Source organism: Phormidesmis sp. 146-12 (assembly GCF_052939495.1).
The window spans coordinates 1-26,276 of the sequence record NZ_JBJPHS010000071.1; the positions used below are offsets into that span (position 1 = coordinate 1).

The 26,276-nt window shown below is 48.1% G+C and carries 30 protein-coding genes; 8 read left to right on the plus strand and 22 right to left on the minus strand.

Going from position 1 to position 26,276, the window contains the following annotated elements:
* Positions 1-162: 162 nt before the first annotated feature.
* Positions 163-642, minus strand: coding sequence for a hypothetical protein (locus ACKFKF_RS24265; RefSeq protein WP_446870041.1), 480 nt, complete (start codon positions 640-642; stop codon positions 163-165).
* 157 nt (positions 643-799) lie between these two features.
* Positions 800-2,383, minus strand: coding sequence for a helix-turn-helix domain-containing protein (locus ACKFKF_RS24270; RefSeq protein WP_446870042.1), 1,584 nt, complete (start codon positions 2,381-2,383; stop codon positions 800-802).
* A 1,260-nt stretch (positions 2,384-3,643) separates the two neighbouring features.
* Between ACKFKF_RS24270 and ACKFKF_RS24275 the strand changes: the two genes are divergently transcribed.
* Positions 3,644-4,522: a ParB/RepB/Spo0J family partition protein gene (locus tag ACKFKF_RS24275; protein WP_446870043.1), complete on the plus strand. Its 879-nt coding sequence runs from the start codon at positions 3,644-3,646 to the stop codon at positions 4,520-4,522.
* A gap of 152 nt (positions 4,523-4,674) precedes the next feature.
* Here ACKFKF_RS24275 and ACKFKF_RS24280 read toward each other — a convergent pair whose 3' ends face one another.
* Complete coding sequence (locus tag ACKFKF_RS24280; RefSeq protein WP_446870044.1) at positions 4,675-6,291, minus strand: helix-turn-helix domain-containing protein; 1,617 nt, start codon at positions 6,289-6,291, stop codon at positions 4,675-4,677.
* Between the two features lie 668 nt (positions 6,292-6,959).
* On the opposite strand from ACKFKF_RS24280, the gene ACKFKF_RS24285 reads away from it, so the two are divergent.
* From ACKFKF_RS24285 to ACKFKF_RS24315, 7 genes are all read left to right on the plus strand, one after another.
* Entirely contained in the window at positions 6,960-7,592 is a 633-nt protein-coding gene (locus tag ACKFKF_RS24285) for a cupin (RefSeq protein ID WP_446870045.1), read from the plus strand.
* A gap of 18 nt (positions 7,593-7,610) precedes the next feature.
* Positions 7,611-7,862: a hypothetical protein gene (locus ACKFKF_RS24290; RefSeq protein WP_446870046.1), complete on the plus strand. Its 252-nt coding sequence runs from the start codon at positions 7,611-7,613 to the stop codon at positions 7,860-7,862.
* A 19-nt stretch (positions 7,863-7,881) separates the two neighbouring features.
* A complete protein-coding gene (locus ACKFKF_RS24295; RefSeq protein ID WP_446870047.1) occupies positions 7,882-8,205 on the plus strand; it encodes a hypothetical protein in 324 nt (107 codons plus the stop codon).
* Between the two features lie 59 nt (positions 8,206-8,264).
* On the plus strand, positions 8,265-9,050 hold the full coding sequence (modA, locus tag ACKFKF_RS24300; RefSeq protein WP_446870048.1) for a molybdate ABC transporter substrate-binding protein: 786 nt from the start codon (positions 8,265-8,267) through the stop codon (positions 9,048-9,050).
* A gap of 231 nt (positions 9,051-9,281) precedes the next feature.
* On the plus strand, positions 9,282-11,126 hold the full coding sequence (modB, locus tag ACKFKF_RS24305; RefSeq protein WP_446870049.1) for a molybdate ABC transporter permease subunit: 1,845 nt from the start codon (positions 9,282-9,284) through the stop codon (positions 11,124-11,126).
* Between the two features lie 328 nt (positions 11,127-11,454).
* Entirely contained in the window at positions 11,455-12,516 is a 1,062-nt protein-coding gene (locus ACKFKF_RS24310; protein WP_446870050.1) for an RRXRR domain-containing protein, read from the plus strand.
* Between the two features lie 76 nt (positions 12,517-12,592).
* Positions 12,593-12,802 (plus strand): TOBE domain-containing protein, encoded by a 210-nt coding sequence (locus tag ACKFKF_RS24315; protein WP_446870051.1) that lies wholly within the window; start codon positions 12,593-12,595, stop codon positions 12,800-12,802.
* An 18-nt stretch (positions 12,803-12,820) separates the two neighbouring features.
* Here ACKFKF_RS24315 and ACKFKF_RS24320 read toward each other — a convergent pair whose 3' ends face one another.
* The 19 genes from ACKFKF_RS24320 to nifH all read right to left on the minus strand — a co-directional run bounded on the left by ACKFKF_RS24320 (position 12,821) and on the right by nifH (position 26,228).
* Complete coding sequence (locus ACKFKF_RS24320; RefSeq protein ID WP_446870052.1) at positions 12,821-13,441, minus strand: class I SAM-dependent methyltransferase; 621 nt, start codon at positions 13,439-13,441, stop codon at positions 12,821-12,823.
* 2 nt (positions 13,442-13,443) lie between these two features.
* The gene (gene fdxB / locus ACKFKF_RS24325) at positions 13,444-13,743 is read right to left on the minus strand and encodes a ferredoxin III, nif-specific (RefSeq protein ID WP_446870053.1); all 300 of its coding nucleotides are present in this window, start codon (positions 13,741-13,743) and stop codon (positions 13,444-13,446) included.
* A gap of 56 nt (positions 13,744-13,799) precedes the next feature.
* Positions 13,800-14,429: a hypothetical protein gene (locus ACKFKF_RS24330; RefSeq protein ID WP_446870054.1), complete on the minus strand. Its 630-nt coding sequence runs from the start codon at positions 14,427-14,429 to the stop codon at positions 13,800-13,802.
* Positions 14,430-14,443: 14 nt separating this feature from the next.
* Complete coding sequence (locus tag ACKFKF_RS24335; RefSeq protein WP_446870055.1) at positions 14,444-15,172, minus strand: dinitrogenase iron-molybdenum cofactor biosynthesis protein; 729 nt, start codon at positions 15,170-15,172, stop codon at positions 14,444-14,446.
* Positions 15,173-15,213: 41 nt separating this feature from the next.
* Positions 15,214-15,468 (minus strand): FeoA family protein, encoded by a 255-nt coding sequence (locus ACKFKF_RS24340; protein WP_446870056.1) that lies wholly within the window; start codon positions 15,466-15,468, stop codon positions 15,214-15,216.
* Between the two features lie 41 nt (positions 15,469-15,509).
* Positions 15,510-15,809, minus strand: a complete 300-nt coding sequence (locus tag ACKFKF_RS24345; RefSeq protein WP_446870057.1) for a 2Fe-2S iron-sulfur cluster-binding protein — start codon at positions 15,807-15,809, stop codon at positions 15,510-15,512.
* Positions 15,810-15,848: 39 nt separating this feature from the next.
* The gene (locus ACKFKF_RS24350) at positions 15,849-16,214 is read right to left on the minus strand and encodes an iron-sulfur cluster assembly accessory protein (RefSeq protein WP_446870058.1); all 366 of its coding nucleotides are present in this window, start codon (positions 16,212-16,214) and stop codon (positions 15,849-15,851) included.
* A 44-nt stretch (positions 16,215-16,258) separates the two neighbouring features.
* Positions 16,259-16,522, minus strand: a complete 264-nt coding sequence (locus tag ACKFKF_RS24355; protein ID WP_446870059.1) for a hypothetical protein — start codon at positions 16,520-16,522, stop codon at positions 16,259-16,261.
* Entirely contained in the window at positions 16,510-17,301 is a 792-nt protein-coding gene (locus tag ACKFKF_RS24360; RefSeq protein ID WP_446870060.1) for a HesA/MoeB/ThiF family protein, read from the minus strand. Before ACKFKF_RS24360 ends, ACKFKF_RS24355 begins: the two co-directional genes overlap by 13 nt.
* 20 nt (positions 17,302-17,321) lie before the next feature.
* Complete coding sequence (nifW, locus tag ACKFKF_RS24365) at positions 17,322-17,651, minus strand: nitrogenase-stabilizing/protective protein NifW (protein WP_446870061.1); 330 nt, start codon at positions 17,649-17,651, stop codon at positions 17,322-17,324.
* Positions 17,636-17,860, minus strand: a complete 225-nt coding sequence (locus tag ACKFKF_RS24370; RefSeq protein ID WP_446870062.1) for a CCE_0567 family metalloprotein — start codon at positions 17,858-17,860, stop codon at positions 17,636-17,638. The genes nifW and ACKFKF_RS24370 overlap by 16 nt, the downstream gene beginning before the upstream one ends.
* Positions 17,861-17,877: 17 nt before the next feature.
* Positions 17,878-18,339, minus strand: coding sequence for a NifX-associated nitrogen fixation protein (locus ACKFKF_RS24375; RefSeq protein ID WP_446870063.1), 462 nt, complete (start codon positions 18,337-18,339; stop codon positions 17,878-17,880).
* Positions 18,336-18,761, minus strand: coding sequence for a nitrogen fixation protein NifX (nifX, locus tag ACKFKF_RS24380; RefSeq protein WP_446870064.1), 426 nt, complete (start codon positions 18,759-18,761; stop codon positions 18,336-18,338). The genes ACKFKF_RS24375 and nifX overlap by 4 nt, the downstream gene beginning before the upstream one ends.
* A gap of 12 nt (positions 18,762-18,773) precedes the next feature.
* Positions 18,774-20,078: a nitrogenase iron-molybdenum cofactor biosynthesis protein NifN gene (gene nifN / locus ACKFKF_RS24385; protein ID WP_446870065.1), complete on the minus strand. Its 1,305-nt coding sequence runs from the start codon at positions 20,076-20,078 to the stop codon at positions 18,774-18,776.
* Positions 20,078-21,454: a nitrogenase iron-molybdenum cofactor biosynthesis protein NifE gene (gene nifE / locus ACKFKF_RS24390; RefSeq protein ID WP_446870066.1), complete on the minus strand. Its 1,377-nt coding sequence runs from the start codon at positions 21,452-21,454 to the stop codon at positions 20,078-20,080. The genes nifN and nifE overlap by 1 nt, the downstream gene beginning before the upstream one ends.
* 227 nt (positions 21,455-21,681) lie before the next feature.
* Positions 21,682-21,993 carry a Mo-dependent nitrogenase C-terminal domain-containing protein gene (locus ACKFKF_RS24395; protein WP_446870067.1) on the minus strand — a complete coding sequence of 104 codons (312 nt, stop codon included), beginning with the start codon at positions 21,991-21,993 and terminating at the stop codon, positions 21,682-21,684.
* Between the two features lie 83 nt (positions 21,994-22,076).
* Positions 22,077-23,615 (minus strand): nitrogenase molybdenum-iron protein subunit beta, encoded by a 1,539-nt coding sequence (nifK, locus tag ACKFKF_RS24400; RefSeq protein WP_446870068.1) that lies wholly within the window; start codon positions 23,613-23,615, stop codon positions 22,077-22,079.
* An 89-nt stretch (positions 23,616-23,704) separates the two neighbouring features.
* Positions 23,705-25,213, minus strand: coding sequence for a nitrogenase molybdenum-iron protein alpha chain (nifD, locus tag ACKFKF_RS24405; RefSeq protein WP_446870069.1), 1,509 nt, complete (start codon positions 25,211-25,213; stop codon positions 23,705-23,707).
* A gap of 118 nt (positions 25,214-25,331) precedes the next feature.
* Positions 25,332-26,228 carry a nitrogenase iron protein gene (gene nifH, locus ACKFKF_RS24410; RefSeq protein WP_446870070.1) on the minus strand — a complete coding sequence of 299 codons (897 nt, stop codon included), beginning with the start codon at positions 26,226-26,228 and terminating at the stop codon, positions 25,332-25,334.
* Positions 26,229-26,276 lie beyond the last annotated feature (48 nt).

Below are 26,276 nucleotides of genomic sequence, written 5' to 3' on the forward strand. Positions count from 1 at the left end.
TTCAGATTTCTGGCGATTTGGCAACCCCTTCTTGAGAATGGTGCAAGATCTGAGTCTAACTACAAGCCGGTCAATCTGGTGTTAGTACACCGTCACTGTCATGACGCAATTCATCGAGGTCTGCATGTCCAGCACCAACCTGTTGAGGAGCCGTGTGAGGTGTCAAGTCTCAAGCACGGTTTTGAAGACCAGCGGAGTGGGTGACTGCTCCGCTGAGTTTAACCCAATTGCTACGAGAACGCCCAGTAACACTTCACCCGCTTGATCCACCACTAAAACATCGATTTTGGTGTGGTCGCACTGCCACACTTGGTTGCTCCATTCGATCGCTAATTCAATCCCCTCGCGAGTGGTAATCAACAAGCGATCTCCACGCCAGCCGAGCGCACGCCCTTGGCGCAGCGAAGCTGTTCGCTTCGTCTGCTGTTTCTCAATTTGCGGTTGCAGAATACGATAGACCGTCGTGCGGCTGGGATAGTCCGCAACACCTAATTCTTGGGCGCGAACTTTCACGCGCAATGCCACTTGAGCCGGAGTCAGGCTACGACTGCCACGATTGCCCTCGCGATAGGTTTTGCGGATAAATGTTTGCCAGTTTTCACCGTGTTTGCTCGTGCCTTGGTTTAAGCGCAATTGCCGCATTAATCCAGCGACCTTGTTCTTGCCAAGCTCGCATCAATCGCTGCAAGCTGCGAACACTCATACCAAGTTTCTTTGCGGCTTGACGCTGCACTTTTACGTAGCGTTCGGTGCCTCGCACGGTCAAAGACCGTAGAACGCGACAGCTGCTCCTCCGCTCTTAAGATAGCAACTCAGACAACACGGCCCGGTCTTTTTCATTCAGTTGCAGTCGGCCGTTTTCAATATCCCGAATCCAGCTTTGACTTTTGCCCAGTTTGTCTGCCAGCACTCTCTGACTGAATTGGAGCCTTTTTCGGGCTGCGGCAAACTGCTGTCCTGAGAGAGGCAGTTTAGGCGGGGATTGTTTACGTTCTTTTAACTTTTTCTTGGACTTGGGGGTCTGTTGGGCCCAATCCTCTGGTAGCTCAAATTTTAGCAAACGCGCATTCATGAGCCGCTGCCATTTGTCACGCGGGGCTGCATCTGTCAATCGATACTCACGGCTACCATCGCTAGTCCAAAACTCTAAAGCATCTTCAGCATCTTCTGGTAGGTCTGCAAGCTTAACCCATAGGGGTTGGATTTCAAGCGGGTAAGTCAATGGGTCAAAGATAGGGCGGATCTGGTAGCGATCGAGAACTTCGAGATCGCTTTCAAACGATCGTACTAACCGTTTGCGATCTTCTCGGTGGGAAGCTGCTTTGAGCAATCTTTCTTCGCCATAAGCAATCCGCATCAGCATCGGAACCGTGATTCGTTGTTCTAGTCCCATGCGAGTTTTGAACAGGAGCCACAGCATCATCCGAGCGACTCCTTCATGCTGCTGCCAGATGCTCATCACATTCAACAATAGAGATTTTGGCAATGTGCCGTACTGATAAAACATCGTTCCTTCTTTAGAACCTTGTTGATTGAGGAAGAACTGCGTCCACTGACCTGCTTTGATCGTAAAAGTCAAGCCAGTCAAATGTTTAGACCCTAAATGATCTTCCTGAAAGTGATGCTGAGTGTTGATCAGGTGCCACACATGACTTTGAGGAACTGTAATTTTTTTGAATCTGCCCTGAGGTGCCCAGTCAACCGTTACGAGCAGTTTGCAGGGCTGTTCGACTAGCGTTTTGATTAAGGTGAGCTTTGCAAGTTTACTCAAGTCTTTGCGCTTGCTTAATCCTAGATAGTCAGAAATCTCTTGATCGTTGAGCGTAAAGGTTTGCTCCCAAGGGCGATCTAGTGAAGTTGCATAAGCGGCATACATCAGATGCAAACAGGCTGCCCGCATATCCCAGGATGCGATCGCGGTCTGTGCCGCTTCTACTTCTAGTACTACGGGCGATTCTGGAGTGTGGGTATCTGTTAGACAAAGTGTTACTTCTCCTCTACCGCCGCTTACCTGTCGCTGATGACAAAGGTTGCCCGCCTCATCGGGTTGCCAGGGCAAAGACTGCCGCTGTGCCAGTACGTTACAGGCTTCCCAAACTACGATCGCGGAGGCAAATGGATGGGTCTTCCCATTCGGAAACAGTCTGGGACTCGTATTAACTTTCGCATCAACCTTACATCGGCCCTTCTTTGCCTGCAATGGAACTGGAGCCTTGTCCAAGCAGATCGAAGCACACAGCGGTTGGTCATAAAACCCTTCACAGTTATTACAGAGCATTGGATCAATCCAAAGTTTCTCACCGTCCTGCTTAATCGCACCCGTAGGACACAAGGGTAAGCAGTCGTGACATTGATTGCAAAGGCTTGTGATGCTGTAAGCCATAGTTTTGTGTGATTACCTCAAAGTGAGCAGTGAACTTAAAGCCACAAGCATTTTGTTTCTGGGGTGAATAGCACTACCTTCAGGGAAATGCTGCCATAGTCTTCTCGATTGCCTTTGTTCTGGCTTTGAAAGCTCATCTAAGATTGGGGATCAGGGCAAGGGTTGTATCATCTAACACTATTCGGTTCTGCATCCATGATGGACACGCGCAAGCGTTAATGGTTTGCTCTGTTTGCAGCAGTGTCAGTTCAGGTGTAAAAATTTTTGGCGGGCAGGCATCTTGTCTAGAAAGGTGACAGGTAGTGTGTCGATTCTAGCGTTTCTGACAGGTTGAATAGAAGTCTTATGCTATCAAGAAGTCTTAAATTTAATTGAATCCAATCCAACCTTTTGACGGGTGATTAACTTCAGACTTCTCTAATAATATTTCTAATCTAAAGTTGTAGTTACTTTTGTTCAGAGAGAGCGATCAAAGAATTTCTTAATAATGCCTAAGCAGATTGAATTCTACTTTCTAAAACGAGTTTTTCTACAAATATTAAAGTTTCGCGCTTATCATTTTTATGTTTGACTCATTGATTTATGCATCAAGAAAGGAGCAATATGATTTTGAATTATAGACACAATTAGCATCAGTAAAAATGAATATGTCTGATTTGTTTTGAAAAGCTCATTTTTTGAAAAGTTGAATTTTAGAAAACTTGAATAAAATAGCTCTTGATTACCAATTTAGTACTCATTTAACGAGGGCAGATCTAAGAAACACGATCGCCTTTTTTACTGTGTTGATTACCCAATCGCAAATAAAATTTGTCTTATGTCTACAGCAGAAATCCCTCTGGCTAGCTGAAGCTAAAATTTTCGTTGAAAATGCTAGACCCCTGATCTATAAAAACTCATTATCGAGTCAAGTAATACCCATACCTTGCCCTCGCTTTTTTCTAAACTCATTTCTATAGCTAAGTTTGAGCCATTGAGTACATTCTTAATGGGCTTAATTAGTTTGCTTGAGAATGCTAGAGGCCTGATGACTTAATGGGATCTGATATAAGCAAAGAAGTTTCAATTACTTTAATTGATTCAATCGCAGAGAGACGAACGGTAAGATAATTTTTTGCCATATATTGAATTGCATTGCAACTCTAATGGTTAACTTTTATCAATTCTAGAGTCTGAACGCGACGGTCATATGAGAGGTGATGTGGAGCGCGATCGCTGGGTTCATAATTTAGTTTTATCAACATTCTGGAGGCAGTAATCGTGCAAACTCAAATTCGAGAAACTACAAATGTTTCTGAATGGATTTCATTGATGTTGATCAAAACCCGTGAACAGCCCCGTCATTACTTTGATCCAGAAAAGCTAGAGCAATTAGCACAATCGATCGCGCAACATGGCATTTTAGAACCCTTGCTAGTGCGTCCTTTACAGCCCAATCAGTATGAACTAGTTGCGGGTGAAAGACGTTACCGGGCTGCCCTCAAACTTGGTCTTTCTGAGGTGCCAGTCGTCATTCGATCCCTGAGTGATGAAGAGGCAATTCAATTAGCTTTGATCGAAAATCTTCAGCGAGAAGATCTCAACCCCATTGAAGAAACAGAAGGAATTCTACAGCTTCTTGCGTTTCGATTAGAGAGGTCAGTCCAGTCGATTCCAACGTTGCTTTATCAGATGAAAAACACGTTTGAAAAAGAGACTACTATCAGGAATAACGTTATTCCTAATTTCAAGTCAGAACAAGAACAGCAGATTGAGTCTGTTTTTCGAGATTTGGGTCTCATGAACTGGCTCTCATTCACTTGTAACCGATTGCCTTTACTCAACTTACCCAACGAGATTTTGGAGGCGATTCGCTGTGGCAAGATTGCTTACACCAAGGCGATCGCGATCGCCCGCGTCAAAGACGACACTCAACGTCAGACGCTGCTAGACCAAGCGATCAAAGATAACCTTTCTCTTAATCGGATTAGAGCCTGCATTAAGTCTATCCAATCTAAGCCAGAGCTACAGTCTCCCCAATCGCTTGTAACAACCCTTTATCGACGACTCGTGAAGGTTAAGTTGTGGGAAGATCCTCAACGATGGCCTCAAGCTCAGGCGCTGCTTTTAAAGCTGGAAGCGCTATTAGAAGATGTTTGAAGACTATAGAAACCTCTCCGTTGTGGTGCCTTCCCTGCTTGAGGGTCTCTTTACCAAGGAGGGGGTGGGGGAGATCAAAGATCCATAGCATCTATAAATTGATTTGGTATGACAACTACAGGTCTATCTTTTGGCGCAGCCACATCTAAAACTTAGAGACTAACTCCCAATACTTTTAACAAAAGTTGTTGATCCCTAAAGCCAACCCGGAGGCGACCACTCTCAATATCACGAACCCAACTTTGACTCTTGCCTATATGACTCGCCAAATCTCTCTGGCTTAGTTGCAAACTTTTTCTAGCAGCGATAATCTGCTCACTCGAAAGTGCTGACTTGCTCGTTTGCAGATGATCTGCTTTTTTGCGCTGAGACCTGCGTAATTTTTTTTGTATTGACTGCGTGGATTGAACTTCCCAATCTTCAGGTAGCTCAAAACACAAAAATCTTGCGTGCATGAGTCGATTCCACTTATCACGCGGGGCGGCATCAGTCAGTCGGTTGTCGTTACTGCCGTCATTGATCCAAAACTCCAAGGCATCTTCCGCATCGTCGGGTAGATCTGCTAGCTTTGCCCACAAGGGTTGAATCTCAGGCGGATAAGTAACGGGATCAAAGAGAGGTTTTAGACCATAATGATTGAGCGCTTCGAGATCACCCTCAAACGATCGCAGTAATCGCTTACGATCGTCTCTGTGGGTTGCTGCCTGCAAGACCTTTGCTTCTCCATAGGCAATTCGTAAGAGCGTTGGCACTGTCAGGCGTTGTTCACTTCCCATTTTCGTTTTGAACAATAGCCAGAGCAGCATCCGACATGCGCCTTCATGCTGCTGCCAAATGCTCGTCACCGTCCATAATAGCGACTTAGGCAAACCACTATATTGATAAAATGCTGTACTCTCTTTGGCTCCCTGCTGGTTGAGAAAGTATTTAGACCAGGCTCCGGCTTTTATTTTGAAGGTGAGTCCAGTCAGATGTTTGCAGCCTAGATCATCTTCCTGAAAGTGATTCTGAATTTCGAGTAAATGCCAGAGACGGCTACGTTCTAGAGAAAATCCGCGCACTCGCCCTTGTGGAAACCAGTTGGTATCAAGTTGAAGTTTGCAAGGCTGTTGAGCCAACTCTTTAATTAAGGTTAACTTGGCTAGCTTGCTCAGGTCTTTGCGTTTTTCTAAGCCTAAGTAGGTTTCAATTTGACGATCGCTAATAGTAAACTCCTGCTCCCAGGGTTGCTCAAGAGCCATTATATGAGCCGCATAAACCAGGTGCAAACAAGCAGATCGCGCATCCCAGTTAGACATCTCAGCTTCGGCCGCTGCGCGATCAAAGGTCGATCCTGCTTCTAAATCAAGTGGATCAATCAAGCGGAATACGATCGCGCCCCGCCCACCATTGACTTGCCGCTCGTAATAAAACCCTCCATCGAGATCAGGGTTCCAGGGGAGAGACCGACGTTGTGCCAACACATTACACGCTTCCCAGACCACGATCGCAGATGCAAAGGGACTACTTTTGCCATTCACAAACAGGCTGGGGCTAGCAAGCGTTCTGGTAGTTGTTTTACAACGGCCTTTCTTGGACTGTAAGGGCATGGGTGGGAAGTCGATCGGACAGACCGTTACACAGTGCGGTTTAGCCAGATCACTCTCACAGTCATCGCACAGCATGGGATCGATCCAAAACTCCCCATCTTCAAGCTTGATTGCATCTCTCGGACATTGGGGGACACAATCTCCACACTGAGTACATCGGTTTGTAATGGTGTGCGCCATAGAGTTACCACAGTTAAGTACAAGCTTGGCTAAATAGTCCTCCTAGTACAGAAGCCTAAAATGGCTTGAAGCCAGATCGAAAATGCTAAACCTTCGGCTTATTCAGTGCGTGAGAACCAGCAAACAGCATTTCAATTAATCAACGTCTTATTATTTGTAGATAAAAGCGCCGATTTATTTTGTTCAATTTAAGCGATTAAATCATTTCTTAATACTATGCTTGAAATATATTTACTGTAGGCAGTTTCAGCCTCTATTTAGCAGCGGTTGTTACCGATTTAGATGTTATGAATTCATTACTTAAACATTGCTTTAAGCATCAGGCATTGCTGCATTGTAAGACGAATTACTAGCTCTCAATTCTGCAATTGAGTACATCACTAATAGGAACTACTAACAGATAGAATGAGTGCCGCTTGCTGGCTTAAAAAATCTGATATAAGCGGAGAAGTTTCACGATCCGTTTTTACATCTATACTGCTACTCTAAGAGAGTGTTTGAAAAGCCTCATACTGATTGCTCTAGCTGAAGTCGGGGCTAGACGAGCAAAACCTGCCTTCGCGGGTTATCAACTCCCTAATTTTTACCCTGGTAGTCGCGGTTTTAATCGCTAGACACTTTTCAAACATCCTCTAGCTCTATTAAGGTCAAACATCTGAGGAGAAATCGTGAGTGTAGTTGAAACGACAACAGAACACCGCAACCTATTGGCTGTAGAAAATGGACAGTTGCAGGCTTGTAACCCTATCAGAGAATGGGATTTGCTCCGCACGCCTTATCGATTTCATCGCTTTTTGACAGAGGTCGAAGATCTGCTAGAAGCGGCGATCGATGAGACAGAGTGTTTACCTCAACTGTGGCTACTTGTGCGGCGGTTGATCACCAATTCTTATTGGATACAAACACAGTATGCAGAACCTGATCCTGATACTGGTATGCAGGTAATCCTGCTGTATGACGAAATTGGCTACCCATTGACGGTGCAGATTGCCACCTATTTACCAGGGACTCGATCGTCCATTCACAATCATGGAAGTTGGGGCATTGTTGCAGTCTTGAAGGGAGAAGAAAAAAATACGCTGTGGAAACGGACTCCTGACTCACAGTTTCCAGATTGGGTCGAGCCAGTGTCTGAGGTGATCTTATTGCCAGGAGATATCATCAGCTTTACCCCTGACGCGATCCACTCCGTAGAAGCTCTGGGCGACGCGCCGATCGTCACCTTTGGTCTCTATGGCGAAACTCATCATTCCAAGCGCTTTGAGTTTGATTCCGTGGCGCATACTGCCAAAAATTTCTAGTTCTCATCCACAACTACCATGCCAGAGCCTCGTCAAGACCAGTACTTCAATTTGATCGATCAGCTTCTCAAGTGTCCTAGTGGGCAAGAGCCACAGATTTTAGACAATCAGCCAGATTTACTAGATGCCGGATTAGTCAAAGCTTTGATGCAAGTCGCGATGATGATGGCACATCAAGACAATCAGGACGCTGCAAAGTTTTTGATTCATGTTGCGCGACAACTGAGTAAAGAACTGGGGCTATATCCTCAAGTTTTACCAGAACAGTAACCACTAACCGGAGAAAACAATGATTTCAGAATTGACCACAACGGAGGCGGGGCAGCAAGCGATCGCTTTTCTAATGGATGATCTGACGATCGCACCAGATGATCAAGAATGGTTTTCGGTGCTGAGTGTGCGCCCTGTGGGAGAAACCTGGCACGTTGTAGAAATTGGTGTAGAAGGACTCCCTGACCAATGGGTACTGCAAGTCTATGATACGGGCGAGTGTGACCCAAACTATAGCTTTAGATCTCCTGTCAAGGCGACTGAGGCAGACACCGGGTTAGAAGACTTGCCAGACGCGATCGCTCAAATTTTAACCACCGAACGCACCCACAGCCGTCTTTAATTAGGAGATACATTTCAGGAGATATATTCCTTACTCTTTAGGCTTTTAGGGATGATGGTATGAAACGTAAGCGGTTTCTAATTTTTCTGATTGCCACGTTGACGGGTCTTTCTCTCGCGATCGGGTTACGGTTTGTTCAATCTGAGTTAGCGCAAGCCAATTCTACGCTACTGATTTCTGCGGCTGCTAGCCTAAAAGAGGTGCTAGAGGAGATTAAGCCACTGTATCAAAAGAACCATGCTAATCTGAATCTCACCTTTAATTTTGGGGCATCTGGGTCTTTGTTGCAGCAAATTGAGCAGGGCGCACCCGCCGATATCTTTATCTCTGCTGCAAAGCATCAGGTCGATACGCTCGATCAACAAGGCGCACTGGTGCCTGACACTCGGACTAATATAGCCATGAATCGGCTCGTTTTGATTGTACCCAAAGGGTCTAGTGTGACTAGCCTTGATAGCTTAAAGCAGCCACAGATTAAGCGGATCGCTAGCGGTGAACCTCGGAGCGTTCCGGTAGGGCAATATACCGAACAGGTCTTGCAAAAGCTGAATTTGCTAGCGGTAAAACCAAAGCTGGTCTATGCCAATAGTGTGCGGCAGGTGCTGGCATCGGTCGAAAGTGGTAGTGCTGACGCTGGGTTTGTGTATGCTACAGATGCTAAAATTTCTGACCAGGTGAAAGTAGCTGTCGTTGTGGATGAGTCTGCTCATTCGCCGATCGTTTATCCCGCCGCAGTCTTAGAGAGAAGCAAAAGCATTGATGCGGCAAAAGCGTTTTTGCAATATTTGTCCAGTAGCGAAGCGAAAAGCGTTTGGCGAAAGCATGGGTTTGTTGTGCCGGATTAGGACTAGGGATGAGGGAGGAAGAATGCACTTCACGTGATGCTTTAAAAGCAGTTCCCCTGCATTCTTGATGGATGGCTGAATCGTACTCTATCCGTCCCTTCTGCCTTTATTCATCCAGAATTTTGAACTAAAGTCTTGCTAACAGCTTCCTAGAATGGGAGTGGGGAGCAGAAGCGTCAGACAACGAAGCAAAAAACTCACGTCAAATTAACCTTAAAGACAACGATCACAATGAATGCCGCGATCGCCCTTCTACCAGATCTTTCTCCTCTCTGGATTTCACTTAAAGTATCACTGTTGGCAATGGTCTTTACCTTTTTTGCAGGGATCGCTGTGGCTTACTGGATGCTGGGCTATCGGGGTAAGGGGAAATTGCTGCTAGAAGGGATCTTTGTCTCTCCACTGATTTTGCCGCCGACGGTTGTTGGGTTTGTACTGCTGTTGTTGTTTGGAAAAAATGGCCCCGTTGGTAGCTTGTTGCGATCGTTGGATCTGAGTGTCGTTTTCACCTGGTATGGGGCAGTGATCACCGCGACAGTCGTATCCTTTCCTTTGATGTATCGGACGGCGCTGGGTGCCTTTGAACAGGTCGATCGCAACTTGTTAGCCGTCGCTCGGACACTCGGCGCTTCTGAATGGACGGTGTTTCGGCAGATTATGTTACCTCTGGCGTTGCCTGGAGTCATTGCGGGAGCGGTGCTGTCCTTTGCTCGTGCCCTGGGCGAGTTTGGTGCTACTCTGATGCTGGCGGGTAACATTCCTGGGCAGACGCAGACAATTCCGATGGCGATCTACTTTGCGGTAGAAGCCGGAGCCATGAATGAAGCCTGGTTTTGGGCAGTTGCCATTCTGTTTATTTCGCTATCTGGGATCATTGCGGTCAACTTCTGGCAAGCCAATAGACAAAAGCGGCGAATGAATGGCACATCCGCGACAGCGACCCAAAAAGTAGTTTATGCTCCAGTTCTCTCTCCGAAACCAGGATCTCCGAGTAGTCGTTTGTCTGGGCTAGTCGTCAACATCCACAAGCGGCTTGCTCATTTTGATCTCGATCTAGCATTTGATGTGACCCAATCGACTCTAGGAATCTTGGGCGGATCGGGAGCAGGCAAAAGTATGTTGTTGCAGTGTATCGCTGGGGTGGAAAGTCCAACTAGCGGACAAATTGTACTAAACGGGCGGGTTTTGTTTGATGCTAAAAAGGGAATTAATGTTCCGAGCCGCGATCGTCGAATTGGGTTTTTAGTCCAAAACTATGCCCTGTTTCCCCACATGACCGTGGCAAAAAACATTGCGTTTGGCTTACCCAAGTCTCTTTCTGCCAGAGAAGTTAAACAGCGGGTAGAGGCTCACCTCAAAGCGGTGCAACTAGAGGGATATGGCGATCGCTATCCCGGTCAGCTTTCGGGTGGGCAGCAACAAAGAGTTGCGCTGACACGGGCCCTCGCAAGCGAACCGGAAGTCTTGCTGCTAGATGAACCTTTCTCGGCTCTAGACACACATCTGCGAAGCCACATGGAACAGGAAGTGATTACACGGCTACGGCGCTTTAACGGGGCGAGTCTGTTGGTCACGCACAATCTAGAAGAAGCTTACCGGATCTGTGATCAGTTGTTGGTGCTAAAGGAGGGGCACGCCCTTACTGTGGGTTCTAAGTACCACATTTTTGAGCGACCTGAAATGCTAGGGGTGGCTCAGTTGACGGGTTGTAAAAACATTTCACTCACGCAAGTGATTGCAGAACAAGTTGTTTTGGCAGCCGATTGGGGCATTGCTCTGCGGGTGATTGAGCCTTTTCCTGATCGCCTTGCTTATGTGGGAATTCGTGCCCATCAAATTCGGTTTGTCGATCGGCTCGACCAGGAAAATACCTTTCGTTGCTGGTTAGTTTCTACAAGCGAAACGCCTCACCGGATGACTGTATTTCTCAAGTTTAATCCTGAGCCGACTCATCTCCAGGACTATCACATCCAGGCAGAAGTTTTTAAGGAGAAGTGGGAGATCTTAAAACAAAAGCCGCTTCCCTGGCTAGTCCAACTCGACCCACTGCGGCTAATTTTGCTGAAAGCATCGTGATGGCATTGCAAAATCGACCATATAAACAATAATATGAATATAGCAACCTATTCGCCCTGATCTCATATAACCGTGGTAGAGTAGATTTTACTGAACTAAATAAGGAACTAAGCGTCACTGACCCCGGACTAAAGTCGCGGGGCTTCATCTGCCAGGGATGAACGTAAGCAGTGTCTAGACCATTAGCCGATTAGTCACACGTACTTCCGAATACTTCCCTAGTTCGGATTATCTACAAGCCTTCTGGTGAAGGGCGTTGCGTAACGGCAAGACATTGATTAATCGGTGGTCGAAGGGACTTAAACTCACGCACAGGATTATCTCTTAAATGCGTATTCCAGTTGTAGACAATCAAAATCAGCCGCTCATGCCGACAAAACCAGGTCGCGCTAGAAAGTGGATTCGAGACGGGAAAGCCGTTGGTAAGTTTAACGATTTGGGACAGTTCTACGTTCAGTTGGTCAACGAACCGAGTGGAATTGAAACACAACCGATCGTGATTGGTATTGACCCCGGCAAACTCTATTCAGGTATCGGTGTTCAGTCGTCAAAGGTCACGCTGTTTACGGCTCATCTGATTCTGCCATTCCAGAAGGTCAAAGACCGGATGGAGCAACGCGCCATGATGCGACGGGGACGACGGGGAGGACGAATCAATCGCAAGATTGCATTCAACCTGAGATCGCATCGTCAGAAACGATTTGACAATCGCAGAGGGTCTAAGTTACCTCCTTCGATTCGTGCCAACCGACAGTTAGAGATCAGAGTCGTTTCTGAACTTTGCAAGGTTCTACCCATCACGGGCATCGTCTACGAAATCGTAGAGGCAAGAGGTTCTAAGTCCTTCTCTCCGGTGATGGTTGGACAGAAATGGATGCTGACTCAGCTTGTGAAGTTTGCACCTGTCGAAACGTGCAAGGGGTGGGAAACTTCCCAATTGCGAACACAGCTAGGACTGCAAAAACAGAAGCATCAGAAAGGTGATCCAATTCCCGAAACCCACGCAGTAGACGGAATTGCACTCGCTTGCTCTGCTTTCGTCCAGTATGAGTCATTCCATTGTGCTAAGTCCCACGGGCATCAGTGGACGGGTAAAGTAGCGGTCACGACTGCGCCGTTTAAGGTGATTCGTCGCCCTCCAATTTCACGCCGTCAGTTGCACTTGATGGTTCCGACTATTGGTGGGATTCGTCGCAAGTATGGCGGTTCTACGACTCGTCATGGTGTTCGCAAAGGCGATTTAGTCAATTCTCCAAAAGGGATTGGCTATGTCAGTGGCGACACCGAAAAACAGGTTTCCGTGTCTAACTCTGACTGGAAAAGGTTAGGGCAGATTTCAGCCAAGAAAGTAGAGCTAATTCGTCGTTCTACGGGATTGATTTGTGCGTAGGCGGTTAAAACCGCTTGCGTGTTATTTCCTCCCAGGTCTAAAGACGCTGGGTTTCCACAACTACCAAGTACTTCTTATGAAAATTAGTGCGCGGAATGCCCTTAAAGGAACGATCAAAGCGATCGAAGTTGGATCAGTAAACACAGAAGTTGTTTTGGAAATTGCAGCAGGCGTTGAAATCACTGCCATTATCACGAAAGCTTCAGCAGAAAAGTTGGAGTTGAGTGTGGGTAAGACAGCCTATGCGATCGTGAAGTCCAGTGACGTGATGGTTGCGATCGACTAAAGGTTCTTCCAGATCACATCAAGCTTTTTTGCAAGCAACAATGTGAAAAATATGCCAGTGCTTTTCCTCACCGATCGCCGTGACTCCCGGATGTTCTTCTTCGTCTAACCACTCAACTTCTAAGGACTGTAGGAGTACTTCAACTTGTTGGCGTGTGTGATGAGTGCGATTAGGATAAATAGTCCAGGAGTCGCGATCGCCAAACAACTGACCACAAAACCGTCCGCCTGGATTGAGCGAGGTGACGATGGTTTGCCATAGGTCAGGGAAGCTTGCAGGTGGACAAAAAGGCAGGCAAAAGCTGGCATTGATCAAATCAACTGAGCGAGGCAAGGTTAAGGTTTCAAAACGCATCAGTTGAGTTTGTAGCAAACCACGATTGAGATCAGGACGGGTAAGCAAGCGATCGAAGGCTTTTTGTTCGCCATCAATGGCTAAAACGCGCCAGCCTCGATGCAGCAGTTCCACAGTATCTCGACCATCACCACAGCCCAAATCCACTGCCAATCGAGGATAATCGAATGGCCCCGCAGCAAAAGAAGCCAGCGCTTTTAGCAATGTTTCACGCGGTGGGCGACCCTCTACTGCTTGATAGTACGTCGCCCAATTGTGTTCGATAGGGTGGCTGGATTGAGTCATAGTTAAGCGATCGCTAATTCGGTGTGAGTCTGACAATTTTTAGGACAAACTCTAGCACAAGCTTCACAACCAATGCAATTGTCTGCATTTGCGATCGTCATTACCTTGCGTTCAAATTCTTCATCTTCATCCTCACTGTCTACAAACTCTCCATCTTCATTGAGTGCCCGCAATGCCATTACTCCCTGTCCACAAGTTTTCAGGCATCTGCCGCAGCCAATACAGCGCGTAATATCAATCTCTTGCAGAAATTTAGGTGTCCAGACTTTGCCGCCAAAGGTTAATCCGGTAAATGTCGTCATGGCTAGTATCCTCCTGAGATGATGATTGATTGCTCTGAGTCAAAACGGACTGGACTTCAAACCCCAGCAAAGCCTTTGGCTGCCAGGTGAACTTCATCCCAACTGGGGGGACGATAGTCTGGATTCAATACTCGGTCAACATATCCTACTAGATTTGGTAAGGCTTCATAGGGGATTGTTTGGTTGAGGAATTGGTCAAGGTTATCCTGCCAATTGGAGGGATAGTCTCGAATGATGGGATGTTGAACCACAATTGACTGATATTCAGGCGTTGTGATGTCTGTGATTACGTCCAAGCTAAGTAGGGCAAGCGGACGGATGAATATTCCGGTGGCGGCGATCGCAAACCCAGCATCCAAGCCCTTTTGTTTCATCACGACGACAAACTGCCCGCCTTGAGGAACTTTGTAGGGGATCTGGCTGGTGTCTGCAACGACCTTCACCTCAATGTTGTAGCCTTTGGTCAGTCCGGCTTCTAGCGTGATTCCATCATATTGCTGGTCAGGGTGGGGAATGTAGAGCGTGATCTGATGCAGCCTTCGCCAGGGATCGTCTGGCACATCGTCTTCCAAGTTGTGCAACCGACGGATTTCTTGACCTACATAGCTCTCTTGATTACAGAGATTAATCAATCCGATGTTGAGAACACATTGGTCAAATCGATTCATGCCTAACGTTCTAATCATGACTATCCGTGCCTCTATACCAAGGCTTTGTAGTTTTTGACTCGATCGCCCTCGACCACTCCCAAAATTTTAGCCAGCCAGGGGGGAGGAGACGTAGCGATCGCTTGTTGTAACTCACTGAGCATGACTCTGGCTGCACCACCCCCTTCTTTTTTGATGGGATAGATGCCAGCTTGTACGACTTTTCCTGCGGCTGGGCCGCCGATCGCAACAATGTAAAGTACCGGACAATCTCGAATCAGTCCGACTCGAAAAGCATTCTTGTCGTCTGATAAATCAGCTTCGATCGCAGAGCGAATATCAATCAGCCGAATCTCTTCGGTAGAGAGTTGATAAATCAGATAGCGCAGGCAGGAACCAAAATGCCCATCTAAAGCTTCTCGATTGTTGGAAGCTACTGCAACTCGAATGGAATTGGGCATCTCTCCGTCTTGATAGCTCTGAATGGATGGCAACTGATCGATATCATCGAATTCGCCCCACAGTATTCTGACGGCCTTTTTGAAGATAGCAATGTCGGCAGCGTCCGCGTCTTCCCCATGTTCCTCGCCATCGAGTTCGTAGGTTTGTCCGAGGGCGGTTTTTAAGTTCGTTACTGTGATTCTGCTCAAACTCGTTTCATCCAAATCGCCCAAATAGGTCTGGAGCATCTCGATAAAATCGGACATCGAAAGCTCTGGAAATAACCTTGAGGAAAGCGCAATCCTTAATGCCACCTCATTAGAAATTGGTTGTGTAGCCATTGTTACGACTCTCTAATCAATGCTTGAACATTGTCTGAACATTAACGTTCCACAATTCGGACATAGATAGCGTTCATCGTTGTTTCGTCTAATGCATGGCGATCGCTGCCCACGCGGACGATAAAACGGGGAAATCGCTGTTCTACGGCGATCGATTGTCCTGGAATGAGTCCGAGTTTTCTCAACTTTTGTGCAGTCGTATCACAGACTGTATTCGTGCGAGTGATCACCGCGTGTTCATGCGATCGCAGTAATTTTAGCGACGCTCCCTGAACCGAAAATCCTGTGGTCAGCATCAAATTTGCCCTCTGAGAGTCTTCAAGATTGGAGTCCGCTACTAAACCAGGTAAGCTTCTTGATGGGTGCGAATCGTGCAGTCAGAGCGAGGATAGGCAACACACAGCAGCACAAAGCCTTTAGCAACTTGCTCCTCGTCAAGAAACACCTGGTCTGATTGATCTAATTCACCTTCGACCACTTTGCCCACACAGCTAGAGCAAGATCCCGACTGACAAGACGAAGGTAAGTCGATTCCCTGGTCTTCGGCAGCTTCTAGAATGGTTGTCGTGTCTTCAACGGGGATTATCAGGTCGATCGCTCGTTTTTTGTTGATTAAATGGACTTGATAGGTTGCCATAACGGTATTCTCCAGGATTGAATGGTTGTTGAGTGTTGACTAACTACACGGAACAGCCGCCGGAGTACAGTCTCCCGCCTGAAAGGACTTGCCGCAGCCACAGGTATCTGTTGCATTGGGGTTACTAAACTTAAAGCCGCTCTCCATTAGCCCTTCGAGAAAATCAATCACGACCCCTTGCAGCAGAGGCGCACTTTTGGGATCGATGTAGACGCGAACTTTGCCTTGCTGTTCGATCAGGTCATCTGGGCGAGGGGCATTAGCAATATCAATGGTGTACTCATAGCCATTGCAGCCTCCATCATTGACACCCACCCGAATGCCTTTATCCGGGGATGGATTGGCACTGCCTTGCAAAAAGGCACGCAGACGAAATTCAGCTTTTTCGGTCAGGGTAACAGTCATGAGATTTCCTCCAGAAATTGTATAGCTTAGTCAGTCGAGTTTGATTAAATCGAGGAGTAGGGACAGTTTGAGCGAACAATGCAGAACGGAGAACAGCGAATCTGTCGTAGATAAGGCTGTTGAGTACAGGGGATCACAGAAATTGCGACTACAATCAGCACTTTAATCAACAAGGGAACATACACTAGACTCAAAAACAGTCCGAGTAGCCCAATCAGCTTAATGAGCAAGCGTGTGATGTCATCTATGACTCTGTAGCTGATGTGGATGACCACGATCGAGCTTGCCAGCGCTATTAGCGATAGCATAGTCCCTCCTGGATGGCTACACCTGTGAGTCGTCGGCTGGTGTTGCTGCACACGGGACAATTGGGATCGTGGTAAGGATGGCGTTTGGCAAACTCAGCATGGCTCAAATTCATGGTTAGTAGCTGAGAGAGCAGTGGTGTGCCCAGCCCTGTGATCAGCTTGATGGCTTCTAAGGCGGTGAGACAGGCTAGTGTTCCTGAAACTGCACCCAACACGCCAAAACCACGCTTATCCCACTCTGGCTTTTCGGGGAAGATACAGGACAGGCACGGGGTCAATCCTGGAACGATCGTTGTTAGATAGGCTTCCATATCGTTCATGGCTGCTTCTACCATCGGTTTGCCCCATCTTACACAAGCAGCATTCAACAAATCCCGCTCCGTGAAGTTGTGGGCACAGTCGAGAACAACATCGGCTGATTGCACTAGAGTATCTACATTTTCAGGGGTGACATATTCACAGATCGCCTCGATTTTCACATCAGGATTGATGGACTCCAAGGTCTCTTTTGCTTTGAATACTCGTGGTTTGCCTACCCAGTCGTGAGTCATCAAGATCTGACGGTTCATGTCATCTAGTCGCAGTTCACCTCCACGTAATAGGATGAGCCGTCCGACTCCTGCGACTGCCAGATAGAGGGCGGCCGTTGCCCCCAGTCCGCCGACTCCGGTAACGAGAACGGTTGCGTCTTTTAGCCGTTGCTGTGACGCTTCACCAAATCCGGGCAGCATGATCTGGCGGCGATAGCGCTCTAACTCTGTTGGGGTAAGCGTTTTCACAATGTCATCTCCTGAGTGAACTAATCAGCACCAATCTCGGACAGCAGCACTACATTTTGAGGTCTGTCATTGAAGACCTTGAACAGTTTTTCGTCTAGGGGCGAAGCTGTGGTGAAGGTGTTGTAGGCTCGTTCTAGTGCAACTTGATACTGTTCGAGTGTTTCCGATTCGGTGAGTGGAGACTCGAAATCGATCGCTTTGATCAATGAGGAAAATTTTTGCAGGATGTGTAGCCGATTGACATTGACGAACTGTGGATCATAGGGAAGCTCAAAGAATTCGAGGTACTCTTCTGCATTCACCAGTTGATTGAATTGAGGCAGCGTTTTAGCCATTATTTGTTCTCCCATTGCTTTAGCTGTTGTTTGAGTTGATCAAGCTGTCGATAGATTTGGTAAGTCTCGCTGGCCGCCTCAGTTAGGCGCTCATAGTCTGCTGGCAGTCCCTCCGCTAGATCGTGGAGATCCATTTTCATTTGTCCGGCTTTGCTATTGAGGCGTTTGATCTGAGTTTTGAGTTCCTCAATGTTTGTAGCTGTGTCTGTGATTATTTGAGCCATAAGCCTCCGATCGTGTTCTAAAGCTTGCCAACTTCGGGGAAGCGGTTTCCGAGACTAATGCCGGATGCGATGATTTTTGCGCCTTCTGCTTCTAGCTTTTCGAGCGAGTCAAATCCAAACCGTTGAGCATCGCGCAGTGTTTTGGAAACAACTAGTAGGCGACCTGAGAACACTAGTACCCAGCCGAAGCCTTCATGACTGAGATCAATGACGACCTGACAGAGCAGCCCGGTTTCTTCTTCAATCTGATGCGCGATCGCTCGATAGAATGCCAGAATTCGACCTTTGGTAATCGGGTCTACATCCCCTTCTACAGAGATTTCACGCTTCTGCGCTTTGCTAACCACATAGGGCTTGAGCAATAGCTCATCTGACCAGTTGCGGTAGGTGCCATAGGGATCATTGGCGCGAATTTGTTGAGCGATCGCTTTGAGAAAAGGAGCGATCGTGGTTTCGGTTGTCGGTAGTTGAGTGGTCATACAGTTACTTCTTCCTTAATGTCATCCAGTTGGTCAAGTTCATCAATGGGGCGGCGTTGCTGAAGGGCTTTTCTCAGCCAGGGTGGGGGGCTGCCGTTCAACGTCTGCACCAGTTTTGTGAGAACATCAATGATTTCTTGTTCCTCAGACTGGGCTTTGATCGGGGTGATTTTTTGCTTGATCAAACGGGCTGCCGCGCTTCCGCCAATTGTGGACACATAAACGATCGTGCAATCGTACAGTGCCTCAATTTTGGGTAACAGCTTATCTTCGTTGCCATCCTCGTTGAGGTTTCCGTCAAATCGGAGCGTTTCTACAAAGTCATATCGGGTTTGATCGACTTCATAGACATCAATCTTGTTTGCAGAACCAAAGTGAGCATTGATATGAATGTTGTCACTTGTGGTGAAGGCTATTTTCATAGGGGTTCCTCCTTAATGTTTTACCTGTGTTTCTTCCTGTTCTAAAAACAAGTTACCGAGGTCAAATAGCAGTTGCATCATGCCGCGATAGCCGACAGTGCAGCGTTGACCATTGCCGAGACGATCGAAGATTGGAAATCCCATCCGGTAGAGCGGAATGCGAAGACGACGAGCGATCGTCGCAACATTGGAGTTTCCAATCAACAAATCAGATCCGACTGCTAACTGTTCAAAGTCTTCTAGATCCCCAATGGTTACACTATGGACAGGCAGAGTTTCTAGTAAGGGCGATTTGGTCGTCGTGACCACTGCCTGAATCTCTGCCCCCATGCTTTGCAGAAAGTGAACCATTGACCAGAGCAGGTCGGGTTCCATCGCCAGAGAGACCTGTTTGCGCCCAAAGAAGAAATGGGTGTCCAGCATGGCATCTTGTAGTTGACTGCGCTGATGGCGGTACTTATCTGGCACAGGTAGCCCACTCAAGTCTGACAGTCCTCCTAAGAAGCTGTCGATCGCATCCAGGTTGCTCAAACTGGGAAACACTTCGTAAGGGATACTAAACTGATTGTGCAATGCTTCGGCAGCACTTCGCATACTTTCACCTAACGCCACGGTATAGACCGAGCTGCCAATCTCACGAAGTTCAGTTAAGGGTGTACCGCCGCTCGTCACGTTGCTATAGGAATCATCTAAATGCCCATCTAGTGAGCGGGAGAGATCAGGAACCGCGATCGCGCTTAACCCAAATGCAGCCACTATCTCCTTGATCTCCTGAAGATCCCCTGGTGCAAAGGCTGAACTAACTAGAAGCGTGATTTGATTGGGGCGGGTTTCCCCCGATCGCGGTAGCTCTTTGACAATGCTGGTGACAGTCGCTGCAAACCCATCCTGCAACGCACCCTTAAAATCGGGCGTGGAGACAAAGACGATCGGTAAATCATGCAGTTCGGGATGGCGTTTGCGAATGTTTTGTAGAATGCCTGCCATATCGTCGCCGCGCGTCTCAGTGAGTCCTGTGGTACAGAGTCCAATGATCGAGGGTTTTGACTTTTCTACGATCGTCAGGATGGCTTGTTCTACATTCTCTTCGCCGCCCAAAATTGTACTAACTTCGGTCATGGCAGTAGTAGACAGCGGAATCGCCTCCCGAAAGTGACGCACTAACATAACTTTTGCAAAAGCTGTACAGCCTTGAGAACCGTGAAACAAGGGCATGATGCCTTTTAGACCGAGAAATGCTAACGCTGCCCCCAAAGGCTGACTTTGCTTGAGTGGATTGACTGCAACAGACTTTCTGGGCGTTGTAATGGTTGCCATTAGATCACCTCCGTCTCCCAAGGGGCAGGTTTGCGAACTTGTGCCCAAACTGGGCTATACAAGGCTTCTTCTAGCTCTCTTGCCATTTCCACCATGCCGACATAGCCTGCATAGGGGTGATGGCGCTCTTGATTGATGTCGAGAAAAGGAATTTTAGCTTTGAGGGCGGTGTATTGGTTGCGTCCCCCGGCTATTAGCATGTCTGCTTTGGTTTGAGCAATCACTCGCAGAAGTTCTTGAGCATTGCCTTTTTCCATCATGATGCCGTCTTGACCGAGGAGTTCTTTGATGCGGGCTTTGTCTTCTTCGGTGCTTTTTTTGGTGCTAGTCGCACAGACTTCCATCCCCAGGTCTTTAGCCGCAGAAATAATTGACCAGCTTTTGACTCCACCTGTGTAAAGCACGACCCGCTTGCCTTTCAGCCGTTCTCGATAGGGAGCTAGGGCATTGTCTAACTTGAGCGTTTCTTCAGCGATTAATTGTTCGACACGCTGCTGTAAATTTGCATCCCCGATTTTGGCAGCAATGTTCCGCAAACAGCGATTCATATCTGCAACTCCGTAGAAGGACTCTTCGGTATAGGGAATGTTGTAGCGCTCCTCCATTTTGCGAGCCATGTTGATCAATGCTTTAGAGCAAATCATCACATTGAGTTTGGCGCGATGGGAGCAAGCAATATCCTGGTAGCGTCCGTCGCCTGTAATCTGCGCCAGCACCCGAATCCCCAATTTCTCAAACAAGGGTAATACACCCCATAGTTCCCCAGCAATGTTGTATTCGCCAATCAGGTTGATATCGTAAGGGGTGGTGATTTCTGGCTCACGAGTGCCCACAACATAGTCCAGGAGGCTTTCTCCACCGACTCGATTGCCTAAATTTTTACTCCCAATAAACCCAGGAGAATTGACGGGAATAATGGGAACTCCCGTTTTCTCGGCGGCTTTCTGACACACAGCATCTAAATCATCGCCAATCAATGCTGTAACACAAGTGGAGTAGACAAACACAGCCGCAGGATTGTAGCGCTCTTTGACTTCTAGAATGGCTTTATAGAGCTTTTTCTCACCGCCAAAGATGACTTCGTTTTCGGTCAGGTCGGTGGTAAAGCCCATTTTGTAGAGCATAGGGCCAGAAGACAAGCTGCTTCGACTGCCCCAGGAATTTCCAGCACAGGCGATCGGACCATGTACCAGGTGAGCAGCATCGGTAATCGGCACTAGAGCAATCATCGCACCATCAAAGGCACAGCCTCCCTGAGCGGCTCCGGGCTGCGCGACCTGAGTGCAAGATTTATTTTTTTTGCCCTCTTTCTTGTGGTTGTGTTCACAAGCTGACTCGCTCAGAAGTTCGTTGATTTTGCCTTGAGTGAGTTTCATAGCAGGATGGGGGATGAGGAGTGGGGGAGGAGGGAAGAGGGAGGAGGGAGGAAAGTAAAACTAACAGCTAAGTAAGTGGGTGTAATTAAATTGAAGACCCTCATCCCCTAACCCCTTCTCCCCAAGGAGAAGAGGAACCGGACTCCTGCTCCCTCTCCTGCGGGAGAGGGTTGGGGTGAGGGTCTTTCTCGGCGTTTTACAATTAATTCAACCCTTCTACTTAACAGCTAACAAATGTACTTCTCAACGTCTTCGCCGCAAACATCTGAGAGGTAGCTGAGGGCGCGGAATCGGAGGAAAACAAACTCGTTGTAAAAGGGATTGAGTTCACACAGCGGGGGCGTGTGGAAGAAGTGCCCAAACAAGGTAAATTCACGTTCAAAGGGACAGGTGCAGGGAATGAGTTTGCAAATCCAATGAGCTTGGCGTGGGGTATGAATTTCGATGCGATCGATCCAGCGACGGATGGGAGCGAGAAGGGCAGTCGGAGGAGGTGAGGACGGGCAGAGGTGATCGGAGGGCGGGGTGAAAGTAGCCATAACAACCTATAGGGGGTGAAGGGAGGGGCGGGTTGATTGAGCGATCGCAGCCGTAGTTAGTAGCCCCGCCCGTCCAGGGTTTGTTAGCGAATCAGGTCGAAGGAGATGTCTGTCTTCGAGGGAATGTTGGTGTTGCGATCGAGTTCATCTAGCAGGGTGTTTACAATCCAATTCAACAAGTTGATTGCGCCCTGATAGCCGTAGGTGCTGTAGCGGTGCAGGTGATGACGATCGAAGATGGGATAGCCAATTCGCACGAGAGGAGTGTGGGTATCACGCCACAGGTACTTGCCGTAGGAGTTACCGATTAGCAAGTCTACGGGTTCGGTAAATAGAAGCGATCGCAGATGCCACAGATCTTTGCCGCCCCAAATGGTTGCGCCTGCACCAAAGGGACTGGAGTCGAGCAGCGATCGTAGTTCTGCTTCAAACACATCATTGCTATTGCTCACGACAATGTGAACAGGTTCTGCGCCAATTTCTAGTAGAAACTGCACTAGTCCAATCACCAGATCTGGGTCGCCATACAGCGCTACTCGCTTACCGTGTAGCCATGCTTGAGAATCGGTGAGAGCATCGACCGCCCGACCCCGCTCTTCTTCTAGTTCTTTGGGAATCGGCTGACCTGTGAGAGCAGACAGCTTGATCAGAAACTCATCAGTGCCGCGAATACCCACTGGACGAACAACCGAAGTCGGCTGTTTCCAGTCTTTTTCAATATATTCGCGAGTTTTGGTGGTGGAGTAAGCCTGGAAAGCGATCGTCGCTTCTGCATTGATCGAGTCTGCGGCATCTTCTAGCGTCGTGCCGCCTTGATACATGTGGTATTCTCCATCATTGGGCGAATCGAGATAATCGGAGTTGTCAGCCAACAAGGTATAGTTGACACCCAACAGTGACGCAATCCGTTTGACTTCTCGCAGGTTGCCAATGTAGGTTTCAAAGCCAGGAATAAAGTTGATCTTGCCGTTGGTGGTTTCTGCTTTCTGCTCTTTGGTCAGATTAGACAGAATGCCCTTGATCATGTTGTCGTAGCCCGTGATGTGAGAGCCGACAAAGCTGGGTGTGTGAGCATAGGGCACTGGGAATTCTTGGGGCACCGAACCCGCAGTCTTAGCATTGTTGATGAAGGCTTGTAGATCATCTCCAATCACTTCTGCCATGCAGGTTGTGCAGACGGCGATCATTTTGGGCTTGTAGAGGCTATAGCTGTTAGCCAAGCCATCAATCATGTTGTTTTGTCCCCCAAACACTGCCGCATCTTCGGTCATAGACGAAGAAACTGCTGAGAAAGGCTCTTTGAAGTGGCGGGTGAAGTGCGATCGAAAGTATGCCACACATCCCTGAGACCCATGAACAAAGGGCAGAGTTCCTTCAAACCCAACGGCTGCCAAAATTGCACCGAGAGGCTGACAGGCTTTTGCAGGGTTGACGGTGAGTGCTTCACGGGCAAAGTTTTTCTCGCGATATTCCCAGGTCTTTGTCCATTCGGCGGTTTGAGCTACGAGATCGGGATCATGTCCCCCTTCAAACTCTTTCTTGGCAGCAAATAGTTCCTGATACTCGTCTTGGTGAAATAACTCGGCGTGATCTTTAATTTTATCGATGTTGTTTTGAGCCATGATGGGTGTTCTCCAAAGTTTGGAAGTAGGGAAAAGTTTAGAATGGGAGTGGGGGAGTTAGAAATGATGTCATCCCCCGTCCCATCTCGTTATGCCGTCGCTTCAGCCTTTTTCCACGGTGCGCCAATCAAGCTCCAGGTGGGGCTGTTGAGCGCCAGATCCATGTCGCGGGCAAAGATCGCAAATCCGTCATAGCCGTGGTAGGGCCCGGAGTAATCCCAGGAGTGCATCTGACGGAAGGGAAGCGCCATTTTTTGGAAGACATACTTCTCTTTAATGCCAGAAGCGACTAAGTCCGGCTTCAGTTCTTTGATGAATTCCTCAAACTCATAGGCAGAAACATCGTCATAGATCAGCGTGCCATCTTCTACATAGTGAGTGGTGCGCTTGTAGTCGTCGTTATGTCCAAATTCATAGCCTGTGCCAATCAGTCGCATTCCCAAATCGTAGAAGGCGGGAACCACGTGACGGGGACGCAGACCTCCGACCATCAGCGCAACGGTTTTACCTTCCAAACGGGGGCGATATTTGGCGATTACTTCCTGAGTTTGGGCTTCGTACTTGGCAATGACGGCTTCTGCATTCGCTTGAATGGTTTCATCGAATTTAGCAGCGATCGTTCTCAAGGACTCCGCAATCTGAGTCGGGCCAAAGAAGTTGTACTCCAGCCAGGGAATGCCGTAAGTCTCTTCCATGTGGCGGGAAATGTAGTTCATCGATCGATAGCAGTGAACTAGATTCAACTTCACCGACGGCGTGTTGATCATTTCGTGCAGAGTGCCATCGCCTGACCATTGAGCGACGATGCGCAGGCCAATTTCTTCGAGTAAGATCCGGCTCGACCAGGCATCTCCTCCAATGTTGTAGTCTCCAATAATGGCAACATCATACTGAGTGCCATCAGGAATGTTTCCGGCTTTCTTTTCTTTGTCGTATTGCGGAAACACCCAATCGCGTACAGCATCATTAGCAATGTGGTGTCCGAGGGATTGCGACACGCCCCGGAAGCCTTCACACCGCACCGGAACCACCGTTTTGCCGATTTCTTTGGAAGCTTTTTTGGCAACCGCTTCAATGTCATCGCCGATTAGACCGATCGGGCACTCAGATTGAATCGAAACGCCCCGGTTAAGTGGGAATAGCTCATCTAGTTCGGTAATCAATTTGGCCAGTTTTTTGTCACCGCCAAACACAATGTCTCGTTCCTGAAAGTCAGAGGTAAACTGCATCGTGCCAAACGAGTCAATGCCCGTGGTGCCAATGTAGTAGTTGCGGCGACCTGACCAGGAGTAATAGCCGCAGCCGACTGGCCCGTGGCTAATGTGAATCATGTCCTTGATCGGCCCCCAAACTACTCCTTTTGAGCCAGCATAGGCACAGCCGCGAGTGGTCATTGAACCAGGCACCGACTTAATATTGGATTTAACGCCGCAATCAGACTTGCCTTCCTCAAAAACATTCAGGTGCTTTTCCCGCTTTTTCTTGGCTTTATCGGGGTAGACTTCGAGAACCTCTTTGATCAACTCTTTTTTGTCAGCAGTTGTAAGTTCGGCTGACGCTTCGGTGTCTTCGAGAGCCGCTAATTCTGGGGGTGTCATATTCTGCCTCTCTAGATAAAGGATGAGTGGATGAGTAGGGGAGTGATAGGTGAATGAGTCAGGGCGTGGATAAATAGCCCATCTCTAGCAATTCATCTACCACCCCTCCACTCATGGACTAGGCAATACCAGCGGGAGCTTTGGTGCCTTCTTTGATTGCCTTTTCGTACTCTTCTTCGCCGCCCAAGATGCCAAATTCGACTAACAGATCTTCCAGTTCATCCATCGTGATGGGGGTGGGAATGGTGAGATTTTTGTTGTCAATGATCTTGTTGGCGAGGGTGCGATACTCTGCGGCTTGTTGGCTGTCAGGCGCGTATTCAATTACCGTCATGCGGCGCAACTCGGCATGTTGAACAATGTTGTCGCGGGGGACAAAGTGCAGCATTTGAGTGTTGAGCCGTTTTGCCAGAGTTTCGATCAGTTCGAGTTCTCGATCGACCTTACGGCTATTGCAAATCAAGCCACCCAGACGCACACCACCGGAGTGAGCATACTTGAGAACGCCTCTTGCAATGTTGTTGGCTGCATACATCGCCATCATTTCACCAGAGGTTACGATGTAGATTTCTTGAGCTTTACCTTCCCGGATGGGCATGGCAAAACCACCGCAAACTACGTCACCCAATACATCGTAAGAAATGAAATCGAGGTCTTCATACGCACCATTTTCTTCGAGAAAGTTGATGGCGGTGATAATGCCCCGTCCAGCGCAACCAACACCGGGTTCTGGACCGCCTGACTCAACACAGCGGACATCGCGATAACCAGTCATCAACACTTCTTCGAGTTCTACGTCTTCAACTGCACCTCGCTCGGCTGCCAGTTGTAGAACGCTGGTTTGGGCTTTGCTGTGCAGCATCAAGCGGGTGGAGTCTGCTTTCGGATCACAGCCGACGATCATGACGCGCTGACCGAGTTCGGCCATGCCTGCGATCGTGTTTTGTGAGGTCGTAGATTTGCCAATTCCACCTTTGCCATAGAAGGCTATCTGTCTAATGCTTTCGTCAGTCATGGAAGGATCTCCTGTAGAATCTGAGGGTTGTTGATCAGCGCTTGAGAC